The organism is Pseudomonas sp. BIGb0164 (assembly GCF_024810135.1).
Lineage (GTDB): Bacteria > Pseudomonadota > Gammaproteobacteria > Pseudomonadales > Pseudomonadaceae > Aquipseudomonas.
The window spans coordinates 137,671-161,039 of sequence record NZ_JANUEA010000003.1 but is presented as its reverse complement, the minus strand read 5'-3'; the positions used below and the strand labels follow the sequence as shown (position 1 = coordinate 161,039).

Here is a 23,369-nt window from a genome sequence, read left to right as displayed (position 1 = left end):
TCGGCGCGGGCAGGCAAACAGAGTAGGCCTGGGCTGGGAGCTGATCAAGGAAAGGCGATCATTGTAGTGAGCGGGCTTGCCCCGCGCTGGAGTGCGTAGCGCTCCCAAGATTTTGGGGCCGCTGCGCAGCCCAGCGCGGGGCAAGCCCGCTCACTACAAGAGATTGCGGTGTATCAGTTACTGCGCGATTTCCCGCAGCGGCTTGCCACGCACCGGCGCATCGCCGGCCACGTAGTAGTCAGCGGTGCTGCGCGGCAGCGGCTGGCGGCCACGGATCTTGTCGGCGATTTTCTCGGCGATCATGATCGTCGGCGCGTTCAGGTTGCCGGTGGTGATGATCGGCATGATCGACGCATCCACCACACGCAGGCCCTGCATGCCATGCACGCGGCCTTCGCCATCCACCACCGCCATGTCGTCGGTGCCCATCTTGCACGAGCAGGACGGGTGGAACGCGGTTTCGGCGTGCTCGCGGATGAACTTGTCCAGCTGCTCATCGGTTTGCACGTCAATGCCCGGGCTGATTTCGCGGCCACGGTATTGGTCCAACGCCGGCTGTTGCATGATTTCACGGGTCAGGCGGATGCCGTCGCGGAATTCCTGCCAGTCCTGCTCGGTGGCCATGTAGTTGAAGAGGATGCTCGGGTAATCCCGTGGGTTCTTCGACTTCAGCTGGATGCGGCCACGGCTCGGCGAGCGCATGGAACCCATGTGTGCCTGGAAGCCGTGCTCTTGCACGCCGTTGCTGCCGTTGTAGTTAATCGCCACCGGCAGGAAGTGGTACTGGATGTTCGGCCATTCGAATTCTTCACGGGTACGGATGAAACCGCCCGCTTCGAACTGGTTGCTGGCGCCGATGCCGGTGCCGTTGAACAGCCACTCGGCACCAATCGCCGGTTGGTTGTACCAGAGCAGCGACGGGTACAGCGACACCGGTTGGGTGCAGGCGTATTGCAGGTACAGCTCAAGGTGGTCCTGCAGGTTTTCGCCGACGCCTGGCAGGTCGTGGACCACCGGGATGTCGAGGCTTTCCAGCAGCTTGGACGGGCCAACACCGGAGCGTTGCAGCAGTTGCGGCGAACCGATTGCACCGCTGCACACGATGACTTCTTTGCGTGCACGGGCTTCAACGCGCTCTTCGGCAGCGCCGATCAGGTAACGCACGCCAACGGCACGCTTGCCTTCGAACAGCACTTTGTCGCTGAGGGCGTGGGTGACGATGGTCAGCGTGGAGCGCTTCTTGGCGGTGTCCAGGTAACCGCGCGCGGTGCTGGCGCGACGGCCCTTCGGCGTGACGGTACGGTCCATCGGGCCGAAGCCTTCTTGTTGATAGCCGTTCAAGTCTTCGGTACGCGGGTAGCCCGCCTGCACGCCGGCTTCAACCATGGCGTGGAACAGGGGGTTGTTGCCGGCTTTTGGCGTGGTCACGCTGACCGGGCCATCGCCGCCGTGCCAATCGTTCGGGCCGATGTCGCGGGTTTCGGCTTTACGGAAGTACGGCAGGCAGTCCAGGTAGGTCCAGTTTTCCAGGCCTGGCAGTTTTGCCCAGCCGTCGTAGTCCATCGCGTTGCCACGGATGTAGCACATGCCGTTGATCAGCGACGAGCCGCCCAGGCCCTTGCCGCGACCGCATTCCATACGGCGGCCGTCCATGTGTGGCTCTGGATCGGTCTCGTAGGCCCAGTTGTAGCGGCGGCCTTGCAGCGGGAACGCCAGGGCGGCGGGCATTTGCGTGCGGAAGTCGAAACGGTAGTCGGGGCCACCGGCTTCCAGCAGCAGAACAGTGACGCCTTCGTCTTCGGTCAGACGGGTCGCCAGGGTGTTACCGGCGGAGCCGGCACCCACAATGATGTAATCGTATTCTTGGGACATTGGATGCACCCTCTTTTGAGATAGTCAGGTCGGGCCTCATCGCGGGCAAGCCCGGCTCCCACAGGGGAATGCATTCCCAATGTGGGAGCTGGCTTGCCTGCGATAGGGGCCTCACAGGCAATACAAAACTCGGGGTGTCAGAACACCGAGGCGTAATCGCCCAGCTCAACCTGTACCGATTTGATGCGGGTGAAGTTGTTCAGCGAGCTGATGCCGTTCTCACGGCCCACACCGGATTGCTTGTAGCCACCGACCGGCATCTTCGCGTCGGACTCGCCCCAGGCGTTGATCCAGCAGATACCCGCTTCCAGCTGATGAATCACGCGGTGGGCGCGGTTCAGATCCTTGGTTACCAGGCCAGCGGCCAGGCCGAAGTCGGTGTCGTTGGCGCGACGGATCACTTCTTCTTCGGTCTCGTAGGTGAGGATCGCCATCACTGGGCCGAAGATTTCTTCACGGACGATGGTCATGTCGTCGGTGCAGTCGGTGAACACGGTCGGGGCCACGAAGGCGCCCTTGGCGAAATCGCCGTCGGTCAGGCGATCGCCGCCGCACAGCAGGCGTGCGCCTTGCTCTTTGCCCTTGGCGATGTAGCCCAGCACGCTTTCCATGTGCTGGAAGCTGACCAGCGGGCCGAAGTTGGTGTTTTCGTCTTCCGGGTTACCGATGCGGATGCGCGCAACACGTTCAGCGATCTTGGCTTCGAACGCTGCTTGCAGGTGCTTGGGCACGAACACACGGGTGCCGTTGGTGCAGACCTGGCCGGAGCTGTAGAAGTTGGCCATCATCGCGGTGTCGGCGGCGCGGTCGAGGTCGGCGTCGTCGAAGATGATCAGCGGGGACTTGCCGCCCAGTTCCATGGTCACGTCTTTGAGCGAGGAGCTCGACGCGCTGGCCATGACTTTCTTGCCGGTGTCGGTGCCGCCGGTGAAGGAGACTTTCTCGATGCGCGGGTGTTCGGTCAGCCAGGTGCCGACTTCACGGCCGCTGCCGGTCAGTACGTTGAACACGCCTGCCGGAACGCCGGCTTCGGTGTAGATCTCGGCCAGTTTCAGGGTGGTCAGCGAGGTGACTTCGCTTGGCTTGAAGATCATCGCGTTGCCGGCGGCCAGGGCCGGTGCGGATTTCCACAGGGCGATCTGGATCGGGTAGTTCCACGCGCCGATACCGGCGACCACGCCCAGCGGCTCGCGACGGGTGTAGACGAAGGCGGTGTCACGCAGCGGGATCTGCTCGCCTTCGATGGCGGGTACCAGGCCTGCGTAGTACTCCAGCACGTCAGCGCCGGTGACGATGTCTACGTACTTGGTTTCGGAAAAGGCTTTGCCGGTGTCCAGGGTTTCCAGGGCGGCCAGTTCATCGTTGCGCTCGCGCAGGATGTCGACGGCACGGCGCAGGATGCGGGAGCGCTCCATGGCGGTCATGGCGGCCCAGATTTTCTGGCCCTTTTCGGCGCTGACCACGGCACGTTCAACGTCTTCTTTCGTCGCGCGTTGCACTTGGGCGAGAACTTCACCGTTAGCCGGGTTGATGGCGTCGAAGGTGGCATCGCTGCCAGCGTCGCTGTAGCCGCCGTCAATGTAGAGTTTTTGCAGTTCGAAACGGGCCATAAAGTCCTCGCAAGTGCATAAGTGGTTGGCGTTAACCGCCGATCAATGGGCCATAAGGGTGTGGCAACACTGAGCGACAGCAGTTCAGGGGTTGAGCGGTTATGTGTGCTCTAACTCACCTGCTTGGCCAATTGGAAATCCATGTATTCATAAGCGATCCGTTGCGCCTGCGCCGTGTCGAAAGCGTCTCCCGACAGGGCGCCGCGCAACCACAAACCGTCGATCAGGGCCGCCAGGCCTCGGGCTGCTTTACGTGCGTGCGGCAGCGGCAGCACTCGGCGGAACTGGCAGCACAGGTTGGAATACAGACGTTGATCGTTGATCCGCTGCAACCTGTGCAAAGACGGGTGGTGCATGCTGGTGGCCCAGAAGGCCAGCCAGGTTTTCATTGCCGGTCCGTTGACCTGGCTGGCGTCGAAGTTGCCCTCGATGATCACCTGCAGGTGGGCACGGGGGCTGTCGTCTGTCAGCGCTAGCCTGCGTTCGTGGACGTTCTCGATCAGCGCGTTCATCAGGTAACGCATGGTCGCTGCGATCAGGCCGTTCTTGTCCTGAAAGTAGTGACTGATGATGCCGTTCGACACGCCGGCCAAGCGGGCGATCAGCGCAATGCTGGCATCTCCCATCCCGACCTGATCGATGGCCGTCAACGTGGCCTCGATCAATTGCTGGCGGCGTATGGGTTGCATACCGACCTTGGGCATGTAGCACCTCTCCTTAGGCCTGCCGATGGGCGATAAACGTCCGTCGGCTTGATGGCCAGTCTATTTTGTTTTGATTGAACGTTCAATCAACAAAGAATAAGATCTGCGACAAATGGTCGCTGCCTACAGATGTTTCCTGCCTGTGAGCCGCGACAAATGACACCTGCAAAAACCCTTGGAACGCCCTGCCTACCGGTTCGGTGGGGGCTCAAGGATTTTCGGGGTGTCTTTATAACACCCGTCCGTCGACTGCCGAAAAATCGATGTCCCGGGATAACCGTTGCCTTGTGTTTCTCTCTCGCACTGCCCGGAGCATCTGCGCCATGAGTTCTGCCTCTCTTATAAAGACCCCGCCTGAAAAGGTCCGGGTCAACGGTTGGGTGTTCTACACCTCCACCGCGCTGATTCTGTTGTTGACCGCCATTCTGATCATCGCCCCGCAGGAGGCCGGGCGCATGCTCGGCGTTGCACAGGCCTGGCTTTCCAAAAGCTTCGGCTGGTACTACATGGTGGTCATTGCCGCCTACCTCGTGTTCGTGGTGGGCCTGGCGTTTTCGTCCTACGGCAAGTTGAAACTGGGCAGCAAGGACGACACCCCGGACTTCAGCTACGGCGCCTGGGCCGGCATGCTGTTCTCGTCCGGCATCGGCATCTCGCTGCTGTACTTCGGTGCATCCGAGCCTTTGGACCACTACTTCAACCCGCCTGAAGGCGCCGCCGCCAGCAATGGCGCCGCGCGCCAGGCGCTGCAACTGACCTTCCTGCACTGGGGCCTGCACGGCTGGGCGATCTACGCCCTGGTCGGCCTGGCCGTGGCGTACTTCGCGTACCGCCACAACCAGCCGCTGGCCTTGCGCTCGGCACTCTACCCACTGGTGGGCGAGCGTTGGGTGAAAGGTGCAGCCGGCCATGCGGTGGACGGCTTCGGCATGTTCGTGACGCTGCTGGGCCTGGTGACCAACCTGGGCATTGGCTCGATGCAAGTGTCGTCGGGGCTTGAAAACCTGTTCGGCATGCAGCACAGCAACACCAACCTGCTGATCGTGATCATCGTGATGAGCACCGTGGCGACCATCGCCGCCGTGTCGGGTGTGGAGAACGGCATTCGCCGCCTGTCCAACCTCAACATCGTGCTGTTCAGCGGTTTGTTGATCTTTGTGCTGCTGTTCGGCCCGACCCTGCACTTGCTCAACGGCTTTGTGCAGAACATCGGCGACTACATGAACGGCCTGGTGCTGAAAACCTTCGACCTCTATGTGTATGAAGGCGACGCCGACAAGACCGAGCGCTGGATGGGCCTGTGGACCCTGTTCTACTGGGCGTGGTGGATTTCCTGGGCCCCATTCGTGGGCATGTTCATCGCGCGTATTTCCCGTGGTCGCACGGTGCGTGAACTGGTGGCGGGCGTGCTGTTGATTCCGCTGGGCTTCACCCTGGCGTGGCTGTCGATCTTCGGTAACTCGGCCCTGGACCTGGTGCTGAACCACGGTGCAGTGGAGTTGGGCAAGACGGCGCTGGAACAACCGTCCATGGCCATCTACCAACTGCTGGAGCATTACCCAGCGTCGAAAGTCGTCATCGGTGTGTCGATCTTCGTAGGTTTCGTGCTGTTCCTGACCCCGGCGGATTCCGGCGCGGTGATGATGGCCAACCTGTCGTGCAAAGGCGGCAACGTGGATGAAGATGCGCCGCACTGGCTGCGGATCTTCTGGTCGGTGGTGATCACCCTGGTGACCATCGGTCTGCTGTTCGCCGGCAACTTTGAAGCCATGCAAACCATGGTGGTGCTGGCAGGGCTGCCGTTCTCGGTGGTGCTGATTTTCTTCATGTTCGGCTTGCACAAGGCAATGCGCCAGGACGTGGCCATCGAACAAGAGCAGGCGCAACTGGCAGAGCGTGGCCGTCGTGGTTTCAGCGAGCGTTTGACTGCGCTGGACCTGCAACCGAGCCAAGGCACCGTGCAACGTTTCATGGACAAGCACGTCACGCCTGCGCTGGAAGAAGCGGCGAGCGCGCTGCGTGAACAGGGCCTTGAAGTGCAGACTTTGCTCGGCAAATCCAAGCGTTGCATTGGTGTGCGGATCGAGATGGAAGAGGGCAACCCGTTTGTCTACGAAGTGAGCCTGGATGCTTACTCGTCGGCACCGACCGACCTGCCCGAGGAAGAGCGCACCCGTTACTACCGGGCCGAGGTCTACCTGCACAACGGACCTCAGGAATACGACCTGATGGGCTTTACCCAGGAACAGATCACCCGGGACGTGCTCGATCAGTTTGAAAGCCATCGGCAGCTCCTTGGCCGTGTCTATAGCTGATGATTGAGCTGAGCGGCGCCGTCACTGGTGCCGCTGTTTCATGATTGGAATGAGGTCAACTGTGGGAGCTGGCTTGCCTGCGATAGCTGTAGTGAATTCACCACCGCTATCGCAGGCAAGCCAGCTCCCACATCGACCGCATTTCTTTAGTTGGATTTAGCCCAGGTTCTTGCCCAGCAAGGCGTGGTACAGCTCGCTGTCCCCCAGAATCCCCACCACCTGGTTGTTGTCATGCAACACCAGCTTGTTCCCCGTGTGATACCGAATCTGCAGCGCATCGCGCATGCCGATGTTCGAGTCCACCAGCGTCGGTATCCGGCCCAAACCTTCCACCGCTTGCCCCGGCGCCCAGTTCTGCAGGTTCATCACCGCGCCATTCTGGCGTGCACCTTTGATGGTGTTGCCTTCGGCCAGGTCCAGCCACGAGTCGCCGCCTGGGTCCAGGCACACCGAACCGTTGACGCGCTTGCAGTTGTCCAGGGTGCGCATCAGGCTGCGTCCGCACAGTACGTTCAGCGGGTTGGTATGGGCGACGAAGGTGCGCACATAGTCATCGGCCGGGTTCAGCACGATCTCTTCCGGCACGCTGTACTGGATGATCTTGCCGTCTTTCATGATCGCGATACGGCTGCCGAGCTTGAGGGCTTCGTCGAGGTCGTGGCTCACGAACACGATGGTCTTGCTCAGCTTGCGTTGCAGTTCCAGCAGTTCGTCCTGCAGGCCCTGGCGGATCAGCGGGTCGAGGGCGGAGAAGGGTTCGTCCATCAGCAGGATGTCGGCGTCCATCGCCAACGCACGGGCCAGGCCCACGCGCTGCTGCATGCCGCCGGACAGCTCATCGGGCTTCTTGTTGCGCCACTGAGTCAGGCCCACCAGCTCGAGTTTCTCATCCACCAGCTTGCGCCGGTCTTTCTCCGGACGGCCCTGCATCTCAAGGCCAAAGCTGATGTTCTCGCGCACCGTCAGCCACGGCATCAGGGCGAACTTCTGGAACACCATGGCGATGCGTTTGGTGCGCATCATTTTCAGCTCGGCGTCGGAGCATGAAGCGATGTCGATCTGGCGGCCTTCGTGCTCCACGAACAACTGGCCACGGCTTACGGTGTTGAGGCCGTTGATGCAGCGCAGCAAGCTCGACTTGCCAGAACCCGACAGGCCCATCAGCACGCAGATTTCGCCTTTCTCGATGTCCAGGCTGGCTTTTTCTACGCCGACAATCTGCCCGGTCTTTTTCAGGATCTCGTTACGGCTCATGCCCTGGTCCAGCAGCTTGAGCGCTTCGCGTGGGTCTTTGGAGAAGATCACGTCGACCTTGTCGAATCGGATAATGCTCATGCATCACCCCCTACTTTGGCGTCGGGTTGTTTGCAGATGCGGTCGAGCATGATGGCGAGCAGCACGATTGCCAGGCCGGCTTCAAAGCCCAGGGCGATGTCGGCGGTGTTCAGTGCGTTGACCACCGGCTTGCCGAGGCCGTCGGCGCCAACCAGGGCCGCGATCACCACCATCGACAACGACAGCATGATGCATTGGGTAATGCCGGCAGCGATGCTCGGCATGGCGTGGGGCAGTTCAATGCGCGAGAGCAACTGACGGCGCGAGCAGCCAAAGGCCTTGCCGGCGTCCATCAACTCTTGCGGTACATCACGGATACCCAGGTAGGTCAGGCGGATAGGCGCGGCAATCGCGAACACCACCGTGGAGATCAGGCCGGGCACCACACCCAGCCCGAAGAGGGTCAGGGTAGGGATGAGGTAGACGAAGGTCGGTACGGTCTGCATCAGATCGAGCACCGGCCGCATCATGGTGTAGAACAGCGGTTTGTGCGCGGCAACAATGCCCAGCGGCACACCGATGACCACGCAGACCAGGGTGGCGAACAACACCTGGGCGAGGGTTTCCATGGTTTCCTGCCAGTATCCCAGGTTCAGGATCAGCAGGAAGGAGGCGATGACAAAGACCGTCAGGCCCCATTTGCGTTGAATGAAGTGAGCCAGCAGCGCAATCAGACCGATCAATGCCAGCGGATTGAACCAGGTCAGCGCAAACGTCACGCCGTGGATCATCGTTTCCAGCGTCGATGCGATTGCGTCGAAGTAGTTGGCGCCGTGTTGGGTCAGCCATTCGACGAAGGCAGCGATGTACTGGCCTAGTGGGATTTTCTGTTCAGTCAGCATGGTAGTGAATGTCCACATGCGAAAGGGAAAACATCCCGGGGCAGCGCACCGCCCCGGGGTCAGCGATTACTTGGCGAGATAAGCTTTAACGGCCTCCAGACCTGGTTTGCCATCAACGGTGGTGACACCGGCGAGCCAGGTGTCGAGCACTTGCGGGTTGGCCTTGAGCCAGGCCTTGGCGGCGACGTCGGGTTTCTGTTTGTCGTCCAGGACTTTACCCATCAGGGTGCTTTCCATGTTCAGGGTGAACACCAGGTTTTTCAGCAGCTGGCCCACGTTGCTGCATTCCTGGGTGTAGCCCTTGCGGGTGTTGGTGTAGATGGTGGCCTGGCCGTAGTTGGGGCCGAACGAATCGTCACCCCCGGTCAGGTACTTCATCTTGAAACGGGTGTTCATCGGGTGCGGTTCCCAGCCGAGGAACACGATGGCCTGGTCGCGCTTGGTGGCGCGTTCCACTTGCGAGAGCATCCCGGCTTCGCTGGACTCGACCACTTTGAAGCCAGCGGTTTTCAGGCCGAAGGCGTCTTTGTCGATGAGGGTCTGGATGGTGCGATTGCCGTCGTTACCCGGCTCGATGCCATAGATCTTGCCGCCCAGCTCATCCTTGAATTTGGCGATATCGGCGAAGTCTTTAAGGCCTTTGTTGTACAGCGCCTCGGGCACCGCCAGGGTGTACTTGGCGTTTTCGAGGTTGGCGCGGACGGTTTCCACGGTGCCGGCATCACGGTACTGCTTGATGTCGTTTTCCATGGTCGGCATCCAGTTGCCGAGGAAGATGTCCATGTTCTTGCCGTCAGCCAGGGACTTGTAGGTCACTGGCACCGAAATCATCGTGGTGCGGGGCTTGTAGCCCAGGCCCTTGAGGACTTCGCTGGTGGTCGCGGTAGTGACGGTGATGTCGGTCCAGCCGACATCGGAGAAGTTGACGGTCTGACATTGTGCCGGTTCTGCAGCGTGCGCCAGGACTGGCAGACTCAACATGGCGGCCAACAACAACGAGGGTGAACCTTTCATGGGGCTAGACTCCTGTGTTTTTTCTGGCGGCGTTCGCCGCGCTTTATATGTGTTGCGGTTGGTGCGTGCGACAACAGCTCTGGCACGGTGCCTTGCAAACGAGTCGAGACTGATCATGTACCAGTGAAAATCTGACGCCTACAGGGGGCGTCGTATCCAGTACAGGGATGGTCGTATCCAGTGTCGGTGACGTCGCTTACAGATTTTTTCCACGGCAAAACTGCGGTTTTTACCGATCTGCACCGCTAAAAACGGCCAAAACAAGTGATCGAACACGAGCGACGTTACTGAGCATGGTCACGTCGGTGTGAGACGCCGTGACGGCGAACAAAAGCTTGATGATGCCGCCATCTGGGCCGTGTAGCTCGCGTGGCCCTTTCTTGATCCCAATTTCGGCGCCAGGTGTCCATACCCTGCGTTGCTGCTCCTCGCCATAGTGGAACTATGACTCGTCGCAGCGCCTTGGTTATGGACGCCTGGCATCCGAACTTGGGCCCAATAAAGGGCCACGCGAGCTACGAGCGTAGCAGCTCGTAGGTGCCTGGCCTGTTCACCCGAGGAGTTCTACGGCAATGGCTATCAGTGTTTTCGACCTGTTCAAGATCGGCATCGGGCCTTCGAGTTCTCACACCGTCGGCCCCATGCGCGCCGCGGCGTTGTTCGTCCAAGCACTGCGTGAACGTGAATGGTTGGAACAAGTGCGGCGCGTCGAAGTTCAGCTTTATGGCTCGCTGTCTGCCACGGGCATCGGCCATGGCAGCGACACCGCCACCATCATGGGCTTGATGGGTGAATGGCCGGATGCAATCGACCCCTCACAGATCGGCCTGCGCATTCACACCCTGCGCGAAACCGACACGCTGCTGCTGGACGGGCGTTTGCCGGTGCCGTTCGTGTGGGCACGGGACATGCGCCTGCTCGACGAAAACCTGCCGTTCCATCCCAATGCCATGACCCTGGTGGTGTACGGCGATGACGGCGAGCTGCACCGCGACACCTACTATTCAGTCGGCGGTGGTTTCGTGGTGGATGAAGCCCAGGCGCAAAGCGGCGTGGCCGACATGGACCGTACCGAGCTGCCTTACGATTTTTCCAGCGCGGTGGAGTTGCTGCAGCTGTGCAAGACCCACAACCTGCGCGTGGCCGAGTTGATGATGGCCAATGAAAAGGTGTGGCGCTCTGAAGCAGAGATCCGCAGCGGCCTGATGAAGCTCTGGCGCGCCATGCAAGATTGCGTGGAACAAGGCCTCAAGCACGAAGGCATCCTGCCCGGTGGCCTGAACGTGCGCCGGCGTGCCGCCAAGTTGCATCGCAGCCTGCAGGAATTGAACAAACCCAACGTGATCGGTTCGACCTTGAGTGCCATGGAATGGGTGAACCTGTTCGCCCTGGCGGTCAACGAAGAAAACGCGGCCGGTGGGCGGATGGTCACCGCACCGACCAACGGCGCGGCGGGGATCATCCCGGCAGTGCTGCACTACTTTATGAAGTTCAGCGAGGACGTCACCGAAGCCAACGTGGTCGACTACCTGCTCGGCGCGGCGGCGGTGGGCATCCTGTGCAAGAAAAACGCCTCGATCTCCGGCGCCGAAGTGGGCTGCCAGGGCGAAGTGGGCTCGGCGTGCGCCATGGCGGCGGCCGGTTTGGCGGAAATCCTTGGTGCCACGCCGGAACAATTGTGTAACGCCGCTGAAATCGGTTTGGAACATAACCTCGGCCTCACCTGCGATCCGGTGGGCGGGCTGGTGCAAGTGCCGTGCATCGAGCGTAATGCGATTGCGGCGGTCAAGGCGATCAACGCGGCGCAGATGGCCTTGCGCGGGGATGGCCAGCATTTCATCTCCCTGGACCGGGTGATCCGCACCATGCGCGATACCGGGGCGGACATGCATGACAAGTACAAAGAGACATCGCGGGGTGGGTTGGCGGTGAGTGCGGTTGAGTGCTGAGATGTTTTTGTGGCGAGGGAGCTTGCTCCCGTTGGGCTGCGTAGCGGCCCTAAAATCTTGGGAGCGCTTCGCACTCCAGCGCGAGCAAGCTCGCTCGCCACAAGGGCAACATTGCGCATAAAGTGAACACCCGGATCCAAAAGCGCCACCTTTTAGCGCGTCGCAAACAGATAAGTAGCTCCCAAACGATTTCCCGCCTGACCCCTCGTCCTCCGCGCTTGCGGTGACAGACTTCTCCCACACCCGCAAAGCGCCTTCCCACAAGTGCTACCGATCTGCTCACACCCCTCGGCTAGGACTGCTCCTACGCCCATTTCGGACCATATCCCGTACATACCGCGCGGGCTTATATAGACGCGTCATGAGGTCGTTTTTAGGAGTTATTGGACGGCCATTCAATTTTAGGCATGGCATTTGCTCTATCAATTCAAAGCCTCGTTCTGTGTCGCAGACGAGCGCAATAACAAGAGCCTCGCCTGAGGCCATCACCCGCTTTGTGTGAGGAGATACCGCGATGACGTCGTTCAACTCCGGGGCCCAACCCCAGAACCGTGCGCCTCAATCCATCGGCTTTTTGCTGCTGGACAATTTCACGCTGATTTCCCTGGCTTCCGCAGTCGAACCGCTGCGCATGGCCAACCAACTCTCCGGCCGCGAACTGTATCGCTGGACCACCTTGAGTGTTGACGGAAACCAGGTGTGGGCCAGCGACGGTCTGCAGATCACCCCCGATGCCTCCATGCACAAAGCCCCAGCCCTGGACACCGTGATTGTGTGCGGCGGCGTGGGTATCCAACGTACCGTGACCCGTGAGCACGTGTCGTGGTTGCAAAGCCAGGCGCGTCAGTCCCGCCGCCTTGGCGCGGTGTGTACCGGCAGTTGGGCCCTGGCCTGTGCCGGTTTGCTGGACGGGTTCGATTGCAGCGTGCACTGGGAATGCCTGGCGTCGATGCAGGAAGCCTTCCCCCGCGTGGCCATGAGCACACGCCTGTTCACCCTCGACCGTAACCGCTTCACCAGTTCGGGCGGCACCGCGCCGCTGGACATGATGCTGCACCTGATCAGTCGCGACCACGGCCGTGAACTGTCGGCCGCCATCTCCGAGATGTTCGTGTACGAACGCATCCGCAACGAACAGGATCACCAGCGTGTGCCGCTCAAGCACATGCTCGGCACCAACCAGCCGAAGCTGCAGGAAATCGTCGCGCTGATGGAAGCCAACCTGGAAGAGCCGATCGACCTGGACGAACTGGCGGTGTATGTCGCCGTGTCCCGTCGTCAGCTGGAGCGCCTGTTCCAGAAATACCTGCACTGCTCGCCGTCGCGCTACTACCTCAAGCTGCGCCTGATCCGTGCACGGCAGCTGCTCAAGCAAACGCCGATGTCGATCATCGAAGTGGCGTCGGTGTGCGGGTTTGTCTCCACGCCGCACTTCTCCAAGTGCTACCGCGAATACTTCGGCATTCCGCCACGGGACGAACGCGTAGGCTCCAACACCGCGCAGCAAGTGGCGATGATGCCGATTCCGCAGGCACTGGTGTTGTCACCGTTGTCGGGGCCGATGTCGGCGTTGAGCCAGGCGCGTAATGAGTCGACGTTTGCGAGTGTACGGCTTTAGACCGAGTCGCCTTCATCGCAGGCAAGCCAGCTCCCACACTTGACCGAGTTCCAATTTTGGAATGCAGTCGAATGTGGGAGCTGGCTTGTCGAGTCGTCGCACCGCTGCGATAGCGGTCTATCAGGCGCCAGAGTTCTGCTTGAACTGCACCAACGCCGGCAACAACTGCTTGTCGATCGCCTGGCGCACCGCCGGCAAAATCGTCGCGCTGCCGGTGTACATCTGTTCCACCATGCCCTTGAGTGCCTTGGCCCGAGCCGCACTCAAACCGCGTACCGCGCACTCGCAAGCCTGCTCAGCGGTGGCACCGCTGGACACTTCAAAACCCAGCGAGCGCAGGTGGCCCAGCAGGTCATCCTGGTCAATCAAATCCGCGTGCATCATGGCGTTTTTCCTGGTGTAGGGAGCGGGGTCTGACCTCGATTCTGGTAGGCCTCCGACCGGTCGGCAAGGGCAGAATCAGCGAATGCCTCAGATGGCTATGAGCATGTCGTTTTCGGGCCATTTACCGACAGAAGTAATAGGCACACTGAATGCCAAGCAAGCACCTTGAAGGTTTGGTCACCCTCGGGATGTCACGCTCACACCAAGCGCTCTGCCCCGATCCAGTCACGGCTGGGTCGGGGCTTTTTTTGCCTGGGTTTTGGGGAGTTTGTGCTGACGCCATCGCCGGCAAGCCGGCTCCTACAGGGGGATGCATTCCAAAGTTGGAACTCGGTCAAATGTGGGAGAGGGCTTGCTCGCGAAGGCCGCGCCTCGGTCTACCTTTGCAATACCAATATCCGGGACAACAACTCATCCCGATCGATATAGCACCCCTGAAAATGCCGCGCCCCGGACGCCGGGTCGAATGCATGGCGCGCATGCAACGTGCGGCGGTTATCAAAGCACCACAACTCCCCCGGATTCAGGCGCTGTACCACGCGGAAACGAGCCTCCCGCGTCATCGCAATAAACCGCCGATACGCGCGGTACAACAGAGGCATCTGCTCCACGCTGGCCTCGAACGGCCCGCGCAGGAAGTTGGCCATGCGGATCTCCGCCACTTCGCCCAAGGCATCCAGGGCGATGATCGGTGCGAGCCGGCGGTAGTCGCTGTGGCGGTCCTTGTTGCGAAACTCCACGGGGATCTCACACAGCGCGCGAAACGCCTCGGGGTCTTCGTTGCGCAGGGCCTGGGCGATGGCAAACCCGTCGACAAAAATGCTTTCGCCACCGTCGGCGTCGTTCACCAGGCAATGCAGGAACTGCAGGCCCGGTTGCAGCTCTCGCGTCGGCAAATCACTGTGCAGCGGCAGGTTGAAAGCGGTGTAGGCATTGCTGTCGGCATCGGCCTTGGATTGCACGTTGAACAGCACGCCGAAGTTGCTCTCGCGGATGAACGAAATGCGCTTGGCGATGAACGCCAGGGAGCCGGGCTCGGTGGGCACGCCACGGATTTGCGTCAGGCCGGTGTCGCGCAGGGCCAGTAACCACTGCAGCAACACGCCGGGGTCTTGCATGATGGCTGTATAGTCGAAAACCGGCAGCTCGAAACGGCTGTCCCACAGCTGGGATTTGGGTTTCGCCGCCCGCCGTTCGGCACGGGATTCATCGTCGTAGGCGTGAGCCCGCAACCAGCCAGGGTCGTACCGGCTGTGGTGGCCGCCGCTCCATTCCACGCTCAGGTCACCTTGCACGATGTGCGCGCTGATCGCGGTGAGCTGTTCGTCCACATCGACGATCTCCAGCACCTGCTCGCGGGTCACGCTGTACACGCAGTGCGCGCACGGGCAGTTGTCCCGCAGCCACTGATGATGGAAAGGGCTGACCCGTCCATCGGCCCAGCGCACGCGAATCTGATCGTCGAGCACCTGGACCTCGTCGAGGTCACAGATCTTCGGGTAGGTACGGAAATCGGCAACAGCGGCGGCGGTTTGCATGGTGGCTCCTTGTTTTTTATTTTTTGGGTGGCAGTCCAATCACTCGGCCAAGCAGGGCAGGGCGCGGCAGGTCGGCCTGTTCTGCGCTGATGGTCGTGAGTTTTTTCAGCGTGGCCTCGGTGAACGGCGCGGAGTGCGGGCCGGCGAGGTCGACGTGCAGCAGCATCTGCTCGTTGCCCGCCAGTTCCTTCTCGTCGCCCACGAGGTGCAGGCTGTGATAGAGGTGCAGGCGCTTGGCGTCATGGGCGATGAGTTGGGTGTGCACCTCGACCTCAGCGCCCAATTTCACTTCGTGCAGGTAGTTCAGGTGCAGTTCCAGGGTAAACAGCGAATGGCCGCTGGCATCGCGGTTTTCGCTGTCCAGGCCCAGGGTGTCCATCAGCGCGTCGGTGGCGTAGCTGAAGATCAGCAGGTAGAACGCATCGCGTAGATGGCCGTTGTAGTCCACCCAGTCGGGCTGGATGGGGGTGGTGTAGGTGGTCAGTGCAGGCATGGTGTGAATCCCAAGAATGTACTCGATCAAAAATGTGGGAGCGGGCTTGCTCGCGAATACGGTGTGTCAGTTGATGCATTCGTGACTGATCCACCGCATTCGCGAGCAAGCCCGCTCCCACATTAGTTACTCAGCGAAGCTCATGCCGTGCTTTTCCTTGGTGGTCTTCACCGCTTCCAGCACCGCCAGCAGGCAATCATCACGATAGCGTTCCAGCGCCGAAATGCTGTGCTTGCCCAACTGATCGCTGGTGCCGTCCACCACGTCATCGATCAGCTTGTCGGTCAGCTCCGGCGCCGGCAGGTAGGTCCACGGCAGTTGCAACGCCGGGCCGAATTGCGCCATGAAGTGCCGCATGCCAGCGTCGCCACCGGCCAGGGTGTAGGTCAGGAAAGTGCCCATGAACGACCAGCGCAGGCCGGCGCCAAAACGGATCGCGTCGTCGATTTCGCCGGTGGTGGCCACGCCGTCATTGACCAGGTGCAGCGCCTCGCGCCACAACGCTTCGAGCAGGCGGTCGGCGATGAAACCGGGGACTTCCTTGCGCACGTGCAGCGGGCGCATGCCGAGGGATTCATACACCTTGATCGCCGCCTGGATGGCCTCGGGTGCGGTGTTCTTGCCGCCCACCACTTCCACCAGCGGCAGCAGGTAAACCGGGTTGAACGGGTGGCCGACCACGCAGCGTTCCGGGTGGGTCGAGCCTTCATAGAATTCGCTCGGCAACAGACCGGATGTGCTGGAGCCGATCAATGCGTTGGGCTTGGCCGCCGCGCTGATCTTGCTGTGCAACTCCAGTTTCAGCTCCAGGCGTTCCGGAGCGCTTTCCTGGATGAAGTCGGCGTCTTTCACGCACTCCTCGATGGTGGCGACAAAGCGCAGGCGGTCCTGGGAGGCACCCGGTGCCAGGCCTTGTTTCTCAAGGGCGCCCCAGGCATTGGCGACGCGTTTGCGCAATGCGGCTTCGGCGCCGGGCGCCGGGTCCCAGGCTACGACATCCAGGCCATGGGCCAGGGCGCGGGACACCCAGCCGCTGCCGATGACACCGCTGCCGAGGGCGGCGAAGGTTTTGATTTCGGTGATAAAGCTCATGGGCAATGTTCCTGAAGAATGTGATGTACCCATGTGGGAGCGGGCTTGCTCGCGAATGCGGTGTGTCAGTTGATGCATTGGGTGACTGATTCACCGCATTCGCGAGCAAGCCCGCTCCCACATTTCGATTCGGTTGTGACAGGTATCAGCCGCGCTTGGTCAGGCCCATCTTCACGCGGCCTTCGGCCGGGGTCATGACCCGTGCGCCCAGGCGGCTGAGGATTTCACTGGCGCGTTCCACCAGCTGGCCGTTGGTGGCGAGCACACCCTTGTCCAGCCACAGGTTGTCTTCCAGGCCGACCCGCACGTTGCCGCCCAGCAGCACCGCTTGCGCGGCCATCGGCATTTGCATGCGGCCGATGCCGAAGCCTGCCCACACGGCGTTGGCCGGCAAGTTGTCGACCATGGCCTTCATGGTGGTGGTGTCGGCCGGTGCGCCCCATGGGATGCCCAGGCACAGTTGGAACAGCGGGTCGTCCAGCAGGCCTTCTTTGATCATCTGCTTGGCGAACCACAGGTGCCCGGTGTCGAAGATTTCCAGCTCGGCCTTCACACCCAGCTCCTGGATGCGTTTGGCGCCGGCCCGCAGTTGCGCAGGGGTGGAGACGTAAATGGTGTCGCCATCACCGAAGTTCAGGGTGCCGCAGTCCAGGGTGCAGATTTCCGGCAGCAGCTCTTCCACGTGGGCCAGGCGGGTCAGCGGGCCGACCAGGTCGGTGTTGGGGCCGAACTCCATCGGGTTCTCGCCGCCGCCGATCTCCAGGTCGCCGCCCATGCCGGCGGTGAGGTTGACGATGATGTCGATGTCGGCCTCGCGGATGCGCTCCATCACTTCGCGGTACAGGGCCACGTCGCGGCTGAACTTGCCGGTTTGCGGGTCACGCACATGGCAGTGCACAACCGTGGCGCCGGCTTTGGCGGCTTCTACCGCGGCGGCGGCGATTTGTTTGGGAGTGACCGGCACGTGTGGGCTTTTGCTGGTCGTGTCGCCAGCACCGGTGAGTGCGCAGGTGATGATGACGTCGTGGTTCATGAGGCGGTTCCTTACAGGCGGGCGTAGTGGTGCCGTTCGCAGCCAGGAGCGGCTGCGAAACGGTGATTCGAATCAGGTTATTTGCTGGTCAATTGCAGGTTGGCGGCGGCCGGCTTGCCGTCGAAAGTGGTCACGCCTTCCAGCCAGCGGGCCTGGTCTTGCGGGTGATCCTTGAGCCACTGCTTGGCGGACTCGATGGCGTCCTTGTGGTCCAGCAACGGCTGCATCATCCGGCTCTCGTCGGCGGCGGTGAAGGTGAGGTTGGTCAGCAGTTTGTGCACGTTGGGGCACTGTTCGGCGTAGGTCGGCGACGTCACGCTCCATACCGTGGCCATGCCTTCGTTCGGGCCCAGGGCGTCGTCGCTGCCGGTGAGGTAGGTCATGGCGACGTTGACGTTCATCGGGTGCGGCGCCCAGCCGAAGAACACCACGGCTTCCTTACGGCGCACGGCGCGGTCGACGGCGGCGAGCATGCCGGCTTCGCTCGACTCAACCAGCTGGAACTTGCCCAGGCCGAACTGGTTCTTGGCGATCATCGCCTTGATCTGGGTGTTGGCGCCCGAGCCTGGTTCGATGCCGTAGATCTTGCCGCCCAGTTCTTTTTCGAACTTGGCGATGTCGGCGAAGGTCTTCAAACCCTTGTCGGCCAGGTAAGTCGGCACGGCCAGCGTGGCGCGCGCGTCTTCCAGGCTCGGCTTGTCGAGGACCTTGACCTGCTTGGCGTCGACGAACGGCGTGATGGTCTGGGTCATCAGCGGGTTCCAGTAGCCCAGGAACAGGTCCAGGCGTTGGTCGCGGATGCCGGCGAAGATGATTTGCTGGGAGGCGCTGGTCTGTTTGGTCTTGTAGCCGAGGCCGTCGAGCAACACTTGGGTCATGGCGCTGGTGGCGATTACGTCGGTCCAGTTCACCACGCCCATGCGCACGTTCTGGCAGGACGCCGCGTCGGCGGCCAGTACGTTGGTGCTCAAGATGGCGCTGGCGCTGAGTGCGAGCACGCAGCGGCTGATCAGTCGGTTCATGGTGGATCCCTCGGCAGGTCGTTATTGTGGGGTCCGGCGTCTTTGTGCGCCGTGAGGCCAAGTTACGTAGCTTTGGGGGCGACAAAACGCACGGCGGCGACCAGCTCTTGCACTGCAGCGACCTGCCCCCTTGAATCCACCCGAGAACGGGAGTATCACAGTGCCACGCTGCCCGTCCTACGAGAGCGCCACCATGTCCCAGGATTTCTACTTTTTGCTGATGCCGGGTTTCTCGGCCATTGGCTTTATCTCTGCGCTGGAACCGCTGCGGGTGGCCAACCGCTTTCGTGGCGAGCTGTACCGCTGGCATGTGCTGAGTGCCGACGGTGGCGCGGTGCTGGCGAGCAATGGCATGTCGGTCAACGCCGACGCTGCGCTGGAGCCGCTGAAAAAGGGCGCGACGTTGTTAGTCGTGGCAGGCTTCGAACCGTTGCAGTTCGCCACACCCGCCCTGGAACACTGGCTGCGCCGCCTCGATCACGACGGCGTGACCCTGGGCGCCATCGACACCGGCGCTTGCGTGCTCGCCGAAGCGGGCTTGCTGGACGGCCACCGCCTGACCCTGCATTGGGAAGCCATCGACGCCTTCAAGGAATCTTATCCACAGCTCACCGTGACCCAGGAACTGTTCGAGATCGACCGCCGCCGCATCACCTGCGCCGGCGGTACGGCCTCCATCGACCTGATGCTCGACCTGATCGCCCAGGCCCATGGCCCGGAACTGGCGATCCAGGTGTCCGAACAGTTCGTGCTCGGCCGCATCCGCCCGCGCAAAGACCACCAGCGCATGCAGATCGCCACACGCTATGGCATCAACAACAAAAAGCTGGTGCAGGTGATTGGTGAGATGGAGCAGCACACTGAGCCGCCCTTGAGCACCCTGGCCCTGGCGGAAGCGATCAAAGTGACCCGCCGCCAGCTGGAGCGCCTGTTTCGTCTGCATTTGAACGATACCCCCAGCAACTTCTACCTCGGCCTGCGCCTGGAGAAAGCCCGGCAGCTCTTGCGCCAGAGCGACATGAGCGTGCTGGAAGTGAGTATTGCCTGCGGGTTTGAGTCGCCGTCGTATTTCACCCGCAGCTACCGGGCGCGGTTTGCCAAGTGCCCGAGGGAGGATCGGCGACGGGAGGTGGTTTGACGGGCAATTATAGTCAATTATACTCATGACTATAATTTATAGTTCTTTGAATAATTGAGTATAAAACCATGTCCAAGCACAGCGGCTTTGTATTCCGCCGCCCCGCCCTGGCTAGCAGCATTGCCGACGGCCTGGTGGGGGCTGGCATTCAGGATTTCACCTCTGGCCTGTTTCTCGCCGCACCGCGCCGAACAGGCAAAAGTACCTTTCTACGTGAAGACCTGATCCCGGAGTGCCAGCTTCGAGGCTGGCTGGCCGTGTATGTCGACCTGTGGGCGGACAAAGAGAAAGATCCGGCAGAGTTGATTGCCAGCGCAATTGCCGCCGCGCTGGTGCCCTATGAAAAGGGCATCCGCAAGCTGGCCAAGAACATTGGCATCGAAAAGCTGAGCTTTCTGCGGACACTGTCCTGGGACTTCAGCAAGCCGCAATTGCCTGTTGGCGCAACATTGACCCAGGCGCTGGAGCTGCTGCACCACGCTGCGGAAAAACCCGTCGTGCTGGTGATTGATGAGGCACAGCACGCGCTGACCAGCGATTCAGGCATCAATGCGATGTTCGCGCTGAAGGCCGCCCGGGACCAGCTAAACCAAGGTAGAGACGAGGACGGCAGTGGTTTGCACCTGGTGTTCACCGGTTCCAACCGCGACAAGCTGGCCCACTTGGTATTGGGTAAAAGTCAGCCGTTCTTCGGCTCCAGCATCACGCCGTTTCCACTGTTGGGCAAAGCGTTCACCCAGGCTTACACCGCGCACCTCAACGCAAATCTGGCCAAGACCAACCAATTCAACGCGGCCGATATCGATGAGGCCTTTGAGTTGGTGGGCCGGCGTCCAGAGATGTTGCGCACCATCATCGGTGAAGTGGCGCTGGAGTTGGGCGAGGCCAGCAACCTGGGCCAACTGCTGCACAGCCGCGCCGAGTTACTGCGCGCGGGCGTGTGGACCGAATTTGAAAGCGCCTGGAACAATCTCACTATTCCCCAACGTGCCGTGCTGGACGTGATGGTGGAGCGTTCGCAAAACAACGAACCGTTCGCGCCGTTTACCGACAGCACCCTGGCGGCAGTCAGCAAGGCGCTGGAAGAGATGGGCAGCGACGTAGTGCCGGGCACCCAGACGATTCAGGCCTGCATCGATGCCCTGCGTGACAAAGAACTGGTGTGGAAATCGAGCCGGGGCGGGTATGCCCTGGAGGACAAGACGTTTGGAGATTGGCTGAAGCACAAGCGCCGTACACCTGACTAAGGGGCAACTCAAATCAAATGTGGGAGCTGGCTTGCCAGCTCCCACAGTGGATAGGCGGTGTGGCTTATTTTTTCAGCAGGGCCGAGCATGCCGCTTTGTAGGCTTCGTGCTGGTACTTGTTCAGCGTCGCCGGCAACTCGAAGTTGTGCTTCTTATTCTGCGCATTAATGGTCTGCGGCGACAGCAGCGTCACCTCCACACCGTCGAGCAGCTGAAACACCCCTTCAATCTTGAACGTGGTCGGGCCCCCGGCAAATTCGCCTTTCTTGCTGCGCTTCTTGATGGCGATACGCTCGATGGCGTTGTCCTGCACAAACGCCTTCACTTGAGCGGCGAAGGCTTTGATGTTGGCCGCTTCATCGTCGTCTTCCAGAGCGATTTTCTTGGTGGCCAAGGCGACATGGGCCAGCGCCCCGTTGTCCAGGGAAGCGACAGCGATGATGGCTTCGCTGCCTTTGATTTCGATGCCGCAAGTCTTCATGAGTCGCCTTGTTTCAGAGAGAAAGTGGCGGCGATTGTCGCTTATTCCTGCCCGATCGACTCCAAAAATTCCGACCGCTCATCACTCATCCGCGCCAGGCAGTCGTTCTGCTGGATCGCGTATGCCTTGGTGCCGTTCACCGCCGGGAAGGTGTCCACGGCGCAATCGGCGTCACGCAGTTTTTCCCACTTCTGCTGGGCATCCTTCAGACGAGCGGTAATGTCGGCGAGCTGCGACTTGTTGCTGCCGTAGGTCGAACCCATGCGTTCGAGCAGGCCCTGGTAGTTGTCCTTGAGCAATTGCTCGGCGGTGGTTTTGTTGTAGGTGGCGCATTCCAGGGTTTGCTTGTCGTTTTCGATGCCATCGCACGGCGTGTTGTCGGTGTCTTCAGCCGCGTGTGCGGTGGTTGCGATGAGTGCCAAAGCCAGGAAAATCGATTTCATTGCGCCGTCTCATATCAGGTGATGCGGAATTCTGGCCCAAGCGTAAGACAAATAACAGCTGCCAGTCAGACGTGTCATAGCAGCCTTTGTCGTGGATTGACGCTTTCGGCAATTCCCCTGTCGTTTTTGCACCCGGCTCTGTCGGCCCCTGGGCATATGCTGGCCCCAAAGCGCCGGCAGACGATTCGGCGCATGAATCGCCAATAAGGGGACGCCTGATGAGCCCAGCCGAATTGCACGCCGACAGCATCGTTATCGACGGGCTGATTATTGCCAAGTGGAACCGTGACCTGTTCGAGGACATGCGCAAAGGCGGCCTTACCGCCGCCAACTGCACTGTGTCGGTGTGGGAAGGGTTCCAGGCCACCATCAATAACATCGTGGCCAGCCAGACCCTGATCCGTGAAAACAGCGACCTGGTGATCCCGGTGAAAACCACCACAGACATCCGTCGCGCCAAGGAACTGGGCAAGACCGGCATCATCTTCGGCTTCCAGAACGCCCATGCCTTCGAAGACCAACTGGGCTATGTCGAGATCTTCAAGCAGCTCGGCGTGGGGGTGGTGCAGATGTGCTACAACACCCAGAACCTGGTCGGCACCGGCTGCTACGAGCGTGACGGCGGCCTGTCGGGCTTTGGCCGTGAGGTCGTCGGCGAGATGAACCGTGTCGGCATCATGTGCGACTTGTCCCACGTGGGCTCCAAAACGTCCGAAGAAGTCATCCTCGAATCCAAGAAACCGGTGTGCTACTCCCACTGCCTGCCGTCCGGGCTTAAAGAGCACCCGCGCAACAAGTCCGATGAAGAACTCAAGTTCATCGCCGACCACGGCGGTTTTGTCGGCGTGACCATGTTTGCGCCGTTCCTGGCCAAGGGCATCGATTCGACCATCGACGACTACGCCGAAGCCATCGAATACACCATGAACATCGTCGGCGAAGACGCCATCGGCATCGGCACCGACTTCACCCAGGGCCATGGCCAGGATTTCTTCGAAATGCTGACCCATGACAAGGGCTACGCCCGCCGCCTGACCAGCTTCGGCAAGATCATCAACCCGCTGGGCATCCGCACCGTGGGCGAGTTCCCCAACCTCACCGAGACCCTGCTCAAGCGCGGTCACAGCGAGCGTGTGGTGCGCAAGATCATGGGCGAGAACTGGGTCAACGTCTTGAAAGACGTCTGGGGCGAATAAGCCACCGCTCTCCTAATCCTTAACCCGCTGCCTTTCGCGCAGC

20 protein-coding genes are annotated in these 23,369 nt (G+C 61.0%); 6 read left to right on the top strand and 14 right to left on the bottom strand.

What is annotated here, in order from left to right; genetic code table 11:
- Positions 1–177: 177 nt before the first annotated feature.
- The 3 genes from betA to betI form a co-directional block, all read right to left on the bottom strand.
- Positions 178–1,872: a choline dehydrogenase gene (gene betA, locus M2394_RS08535; protein ID WP_176996696.1), complete on the bottom strand. Its 1,695-nt coding sequence runs from the start codon at positions 1,870–1,872 to the stop codon at positions 178–180.
- A gap of 137 nt (positions 1,873–2,009) precedes the next feature.
- Positions 2,010–3,482, bottom strand: a complete 1,473-nt coding sequence (gene betB / locus M2394_RS08530; RefSeq protein ID WP_178924148.1) for a betaine-aldehyde dehydrogenase — start codon at positions 3,480–3,482, stop codon at positions 2,010–2,012.
- A gap of 110 nt (positions 3,483–3,592) precedes the next feature.
- On the bottom strand, positions 3,593–4,186 hold the full coding sequence (betI, locus tag M2394_RS08525; RefSeq protein ID WP_178924146.1) for a transcriptional regulator BetI: 594 nt from the start codon (positions 4,184–4,186) through the stop codon (positions 3,593–3,595).
- 323 nt (positions 4,187–4,509) lie between these two features.
- Between betI and betT the strand changes: the two genes are divergently transcribed.
- Entirely contained in the window at positions 4,510–6,501 is a 1,992-nt protein-coding gene (gene betT / locus M2394_RS08520; RefSeq protein ID WP_178924144.1) for a choline BCCT transporter BetT, read from the top strand.
- A gap of 156 nt (positions 6,502–6,657) precedes the next feature.
- Here betT and choV read toward each other — a convergent pair whose 3' ends face one another.
- The 3 genes from choV to M2394_RS08505 form a co-directional block, all read right to left on the bottom strand.
- Positions 6,658–7,836, bottom strand: a complete 1,179-nt coding sequence (gene choV, locus M2394_RS08515; RefSeq protein WP_178924142.1) for a choline ABC transporter ATP-binding protein — start codon at positions 7,834–7,836, stop codon at positions 6,658–6,660.
- Positions 7,833–8,678: a choline ABC transporter permease subunit gene (choW, locus tag M2394_RS08510; RefSeq protein ID WP_016972877.1), complete on the bottom strand. Its 846-nt coding sequence runs from the start codon at positions 8,676–8,678 to the stop codon at positions 7,833–7,835. Before choW ends, choV begins: the two co-directional genes overlap by 4 nt.
- A gap of 66 nt (positions 8,679–8,744) precedes the next feature.
- Positions 8,745–9,692: a choline ABC transporter substrate-binding protein gene (locus M2394_RS08505; RefSeq protein WP_176996691.1), complete on the bottom strand. Its 948-nt coding sequence runs from the start codon at positions 9,690–9,692 to the stop codon at positions 8,745–8,747.
- 572 nt (positions 9,693–10,264) lie between these two features.
- Here M2394_RS08505 and M2394_RS08500 point away from each other — a divergent pair.
- Positions 10,265–11,641 carry an L-serine ammonia-lyase gene (locus tag M2394_RS08500; RefSeq protein WP_178924140.1) on the top strand — a complete coding sequence of 459 codons (1,377 nt, stop codon included), beginning with the start codon at positions 10,265–10,267 and terminating at the stop codon, positions 11,639–11,641.
- Positions 11,642–12,155: 514 nt separating this feature from the next.
- A complete protein-coding gene (locus M2394_RS08495) occupies positions 12,156–13,259 on the top strand; it encodes a GlxA family transcriptional regulator (protein WP_049711185.1) in 1,104 nt (367 codons plus the stop codon).
- A 120-nt stretch (positions 13,260–13,379) separates the two neighbouring features.
- Here the strand turns inward: M2394_RS08495 and M2394_RS08490 are convergent, their stop codons facing one another.
- The 6 genes from M2394_RS08490 to M2394_RS08465 all read right to left on the bottom strand — a co-directional run bounded on the left by M2394_RS08490 (position 13,380) and on the right by M2394_RS08465 (position 18,821).
- Positions 13,380–13,643 carry a hypothetical protein gene (locus M2394_RS08490; protein ID WP_176996689.1) on the bottom strand — a complete coding sequence of 88 codons (264 nt, stop codon included), beginning with the start codon at positions 13,641–13,643 and terminating at the stop codon, positions 13,380–13,382.
- A gap of 377 nt (positions 13,644–14,020) precedes the next feature.
- Positions 14,021–15,181 (bottom strand): gamma-butyrobetaine dioxygenase, encoded by a 1,161-nt coding sequence (locus M2394_RS08485; protein WP_259172115.1) that lies wholly within the window; start codon positions 15,179–15,181, stop codon positions 14,021–14,023.
- Between the two features lie 16 nt (positions 15,182–15,197).
- On the bottom strand, positions 15,198–15,674 hold the full coding sequence (locus tag M2394_RS08480) for a thioesterase family protein (RefSeq protein WP_178924136.1): 477 nt from the start codon (positions 15,672–15,674) through the stop codon (positions 15,198–15,200).
- A 126-nt stretch (positions 15,675–15,800) separates the two neighbouring features.
- A complete protein-coding gene (locus M2394_RS08475) occupies positions 15,801–16,766 on the bottom strand; it encodes an L-carnitine dehydrogenase (RefSeq protein WP_259172114.1) in 966 nt (321 codons plus the stop codon).
- Positions 16,767–16,911: 145 nt separating this feature from the next.
- Positions 16,912–17,799, bottom strand: coding sequence for a 3-keto-5-aminohexanoate cleavage protein (locus M2394_RS08470; protein WP_176996685.1), 888 nt, complete (start codon positions 17,797–17,799; stop codon positions 16,912–16,914).
- 77 nt (positions 17,800–17,876) lie between these two features.
- A complete protein-coding gene (locus M2394_RS08465; protein WP_178920178.1) occupies positions 17,877–18,821 on the bottom strand; it encodes a choline ABC transporter substrate-binding protein in 945 nt (314 codons plus the stop codon).
- 193 nt (positions 18,822–19,014) lie between these two features.
- Between M2394_RS08465 and M2394_RS08460 the strand changes: the two genes are divergently transcribed.
- Together M2394_RS08460 and M2394_RS08455 are read left to right on the top strand one after the other, a co-directional pair.
- A complete protein-coding gene (locus M2394_RS08460) occupies positions 19,015–19,959 on the top strand; it encodes a GlxA family transcriptional regulator (RefSeq protein WP_016977789.1) in 945 nt (314 codons plus the stop codon).
- Between the two features lie 68 nt (positions 19,960–20,027).
- Positions 20,028–21,206, top strand: coding sequence for an AAA family ATPase (locus M2394_RS08455; RefSeq protein WP_259172113.1), 1,179 nt, complete (start codon positions 20,028–20,030; stop codon positions 21,204–21,206).
- Between the two features lie 64 nt (positions 21,207–21,270).
- Here the strand turns inward: M2394_RS08455 and M2394_RS08450 are convergent, their stop codons facing one another.
- Together M2394_RS08450 and M2394_RS08445 are read right to left on the bottom strand one after the other, a co-directional pair.
- A complete protein-coding gene (locus M2394_RS08450) occupies positions 21,271–21,687 on the bottom strand; it encodes a DUF3010 family protein (protein ID WP_259172112.1) in 417 nt (138 codons plus the stop codon).
- A 41-nt stretch (positions 21,688–21,728) separates the two neighbouring features.
- A complete protein-coding gene (locus M2394_RS08445) occupies positions 21,729–22,130 on the bottom strand; it encodes a lysozyme inhibitor LprI family protein (RefSeq protein ID WP_178920181.1) in 402 nt (133 codons plus the stop codon).
- A gap of 218 nt (positions 22,131–22,348) precedes the next feature.
- On the opposite strand from M2394_RS08445, the gene M2394_RS08440 reads away from it, so the two are divergent.
- On the top strand, positions 22,349–23,326 hold the full coding sequence (locus tag M2394_RS08440; protein WP_259172110.1) for a dipeptidase: 978 nt from the start codon (positions 22,349–22,351) through the stop codon (positions 23,324–23,326).
- The last annotated feature ends 43 nt before the right edge of the window (positions 23,327–23,369 follow it).

Excerpts from the sequence above, each read along its gene's own strand:
- M2394_RS08445 (WP_178920181.1), bottom strand. The coding sequence starts at position 22,130 with ATGAAATCGATTTTCCTGGCTTTGGCACTCATCGCAACCACCGCACAC.
- M2394_RS08480 (WP_178924136.1), bottom strand. The coding sequence starts at position 15,674 with ATGCCTGCACTGACCACCTACACCACCCCCATCCAGCCCGACTGGGTG.
- M2394_RS08470 (WP_176996685.1), bottom strand. The coding sequence starts at position 17,799 with ATGAACCACGACGTCATCATCACCTGCGCACTCACCGGTGCTGGCGAC.
- betB (WP_178924148.1), bottom strand. The coding sequence starts at position 3,482 with ATGGCCCGTTTCGAACTGCAAAAACTCTACATTGACGGCGGCTACAGC.
- M2394_RS08485 (WP_259172115.1), bottom strand. The coding sequence starts at position 15,181 with ATGCAAACCGCCGCCGCTGTTGCCGATTTCCGTACCTACCCGAAGATC.
- betT (WP_178924144.1), top strand. The coding sequence starts at position 4,510 with ATGAGTTCTGCCTCTCTTATAAAGACCCCGCCTGAAAAGGTCCGGGTC.
- M2394_RS08465 (WP_178920178.1), bottom strand. The coding sequence starts at position 18,821 with ATGAACCGACTGATCAGCCGCTGCGTGCTCGCACTCAGCGCCAGCGCC.
- M2394_RS08505 (WP_176996691.1), bottom strand. The coding sequence starts at position 9,692 with ATGAAAGGTTCACCCTCGTTGTTGTTGGCCGCCATGTTGAGTCTGCCA.
- betI (WP_178924146.1), bottom strand. The coding sequence starts at position 4,186 with ATGCCCAAGGTCGGTATGCAACCCATACGCCGCCAGCAATTGATCGAG.
- M2394_RS08490 (WP_176996689.1), bottom strand. The coding sequence starts at position 13,643 with ATGATGCACGCGGATTTGATTGACCAGGATGACCTGCTGGGCCACCTG.
- M2394_RS08495 (WP_049711185.1), top strand. The coding sequence starts at position 12,156 with ATGACGTCGTTCAACTCCGGGGCCCAACCCCAGAACCGTGCGCCTCAA.
- M2394_RS08455 (WP_259172113.1), top strand. The coding sequence starts at position 20,028 with ATGTCCAAGCACAGCGGCTTTGTATTCCGCCGCCCCGCCCTGGCTAGC.
- M2394_RS08460 (WP_016977789.1), top strand. The coding sequence starts at position 19,015 with ATGTCCCAGGATTTCTACTTTTTGCTGATGCCGGGTTTCTCGGCCATT.
- betA (WP_176996696.1), bottom strand. The coding sequence starts at position 1,872 with ATGTCCCAAGAATACGATTACATCATTGTGGGTGCCGGCTCCGCCGGT.
- choW (WP_016972877.1), bottom strand. The coding sequence starts at position 8,678 with ATGCTGACTGAACAGAAAATCCCACTAGGCCAGTACATCGCTGCCTTC.
- M2394_RS08500 (WP_178924140.1), top strand. The coding sequence starts at position 10,265 with ATGGCTATCAGTGTTTTCGACCTGTTCAAGATCGGCATCGGGCCTTCG.
- choV (WP_178924142.1), bottom strand. The coding sequence starts at position 7,836 with ATGAGCATTATCCGATTCGACAAGGTCGACGTGATCTTCTCCAAAGAC.
- M2394_RS08440 (WP_259172110.1), top strand. The coding sequence starts at position 22,349 with ATGAGCCCAGCCGAATTGCACGCCGACAGCATCGTTATCGACGGGCTG.
- M2394_RS08475 (WP_259172114.1), bottom strand. The coding sequence starts at position 16,766 with ATGAGCTTTATCACCGAAATCAAAACCTTCGCCGCCCTCGGCAGCGGT.
- M2394_RS08450 (WP_259172112.1), bottom strand. The coding sequence starts at position 21,687 with ATGAAGACTTGCGGCATCGAAATCAAAGGCAGCGAAGCCATCATCGCT.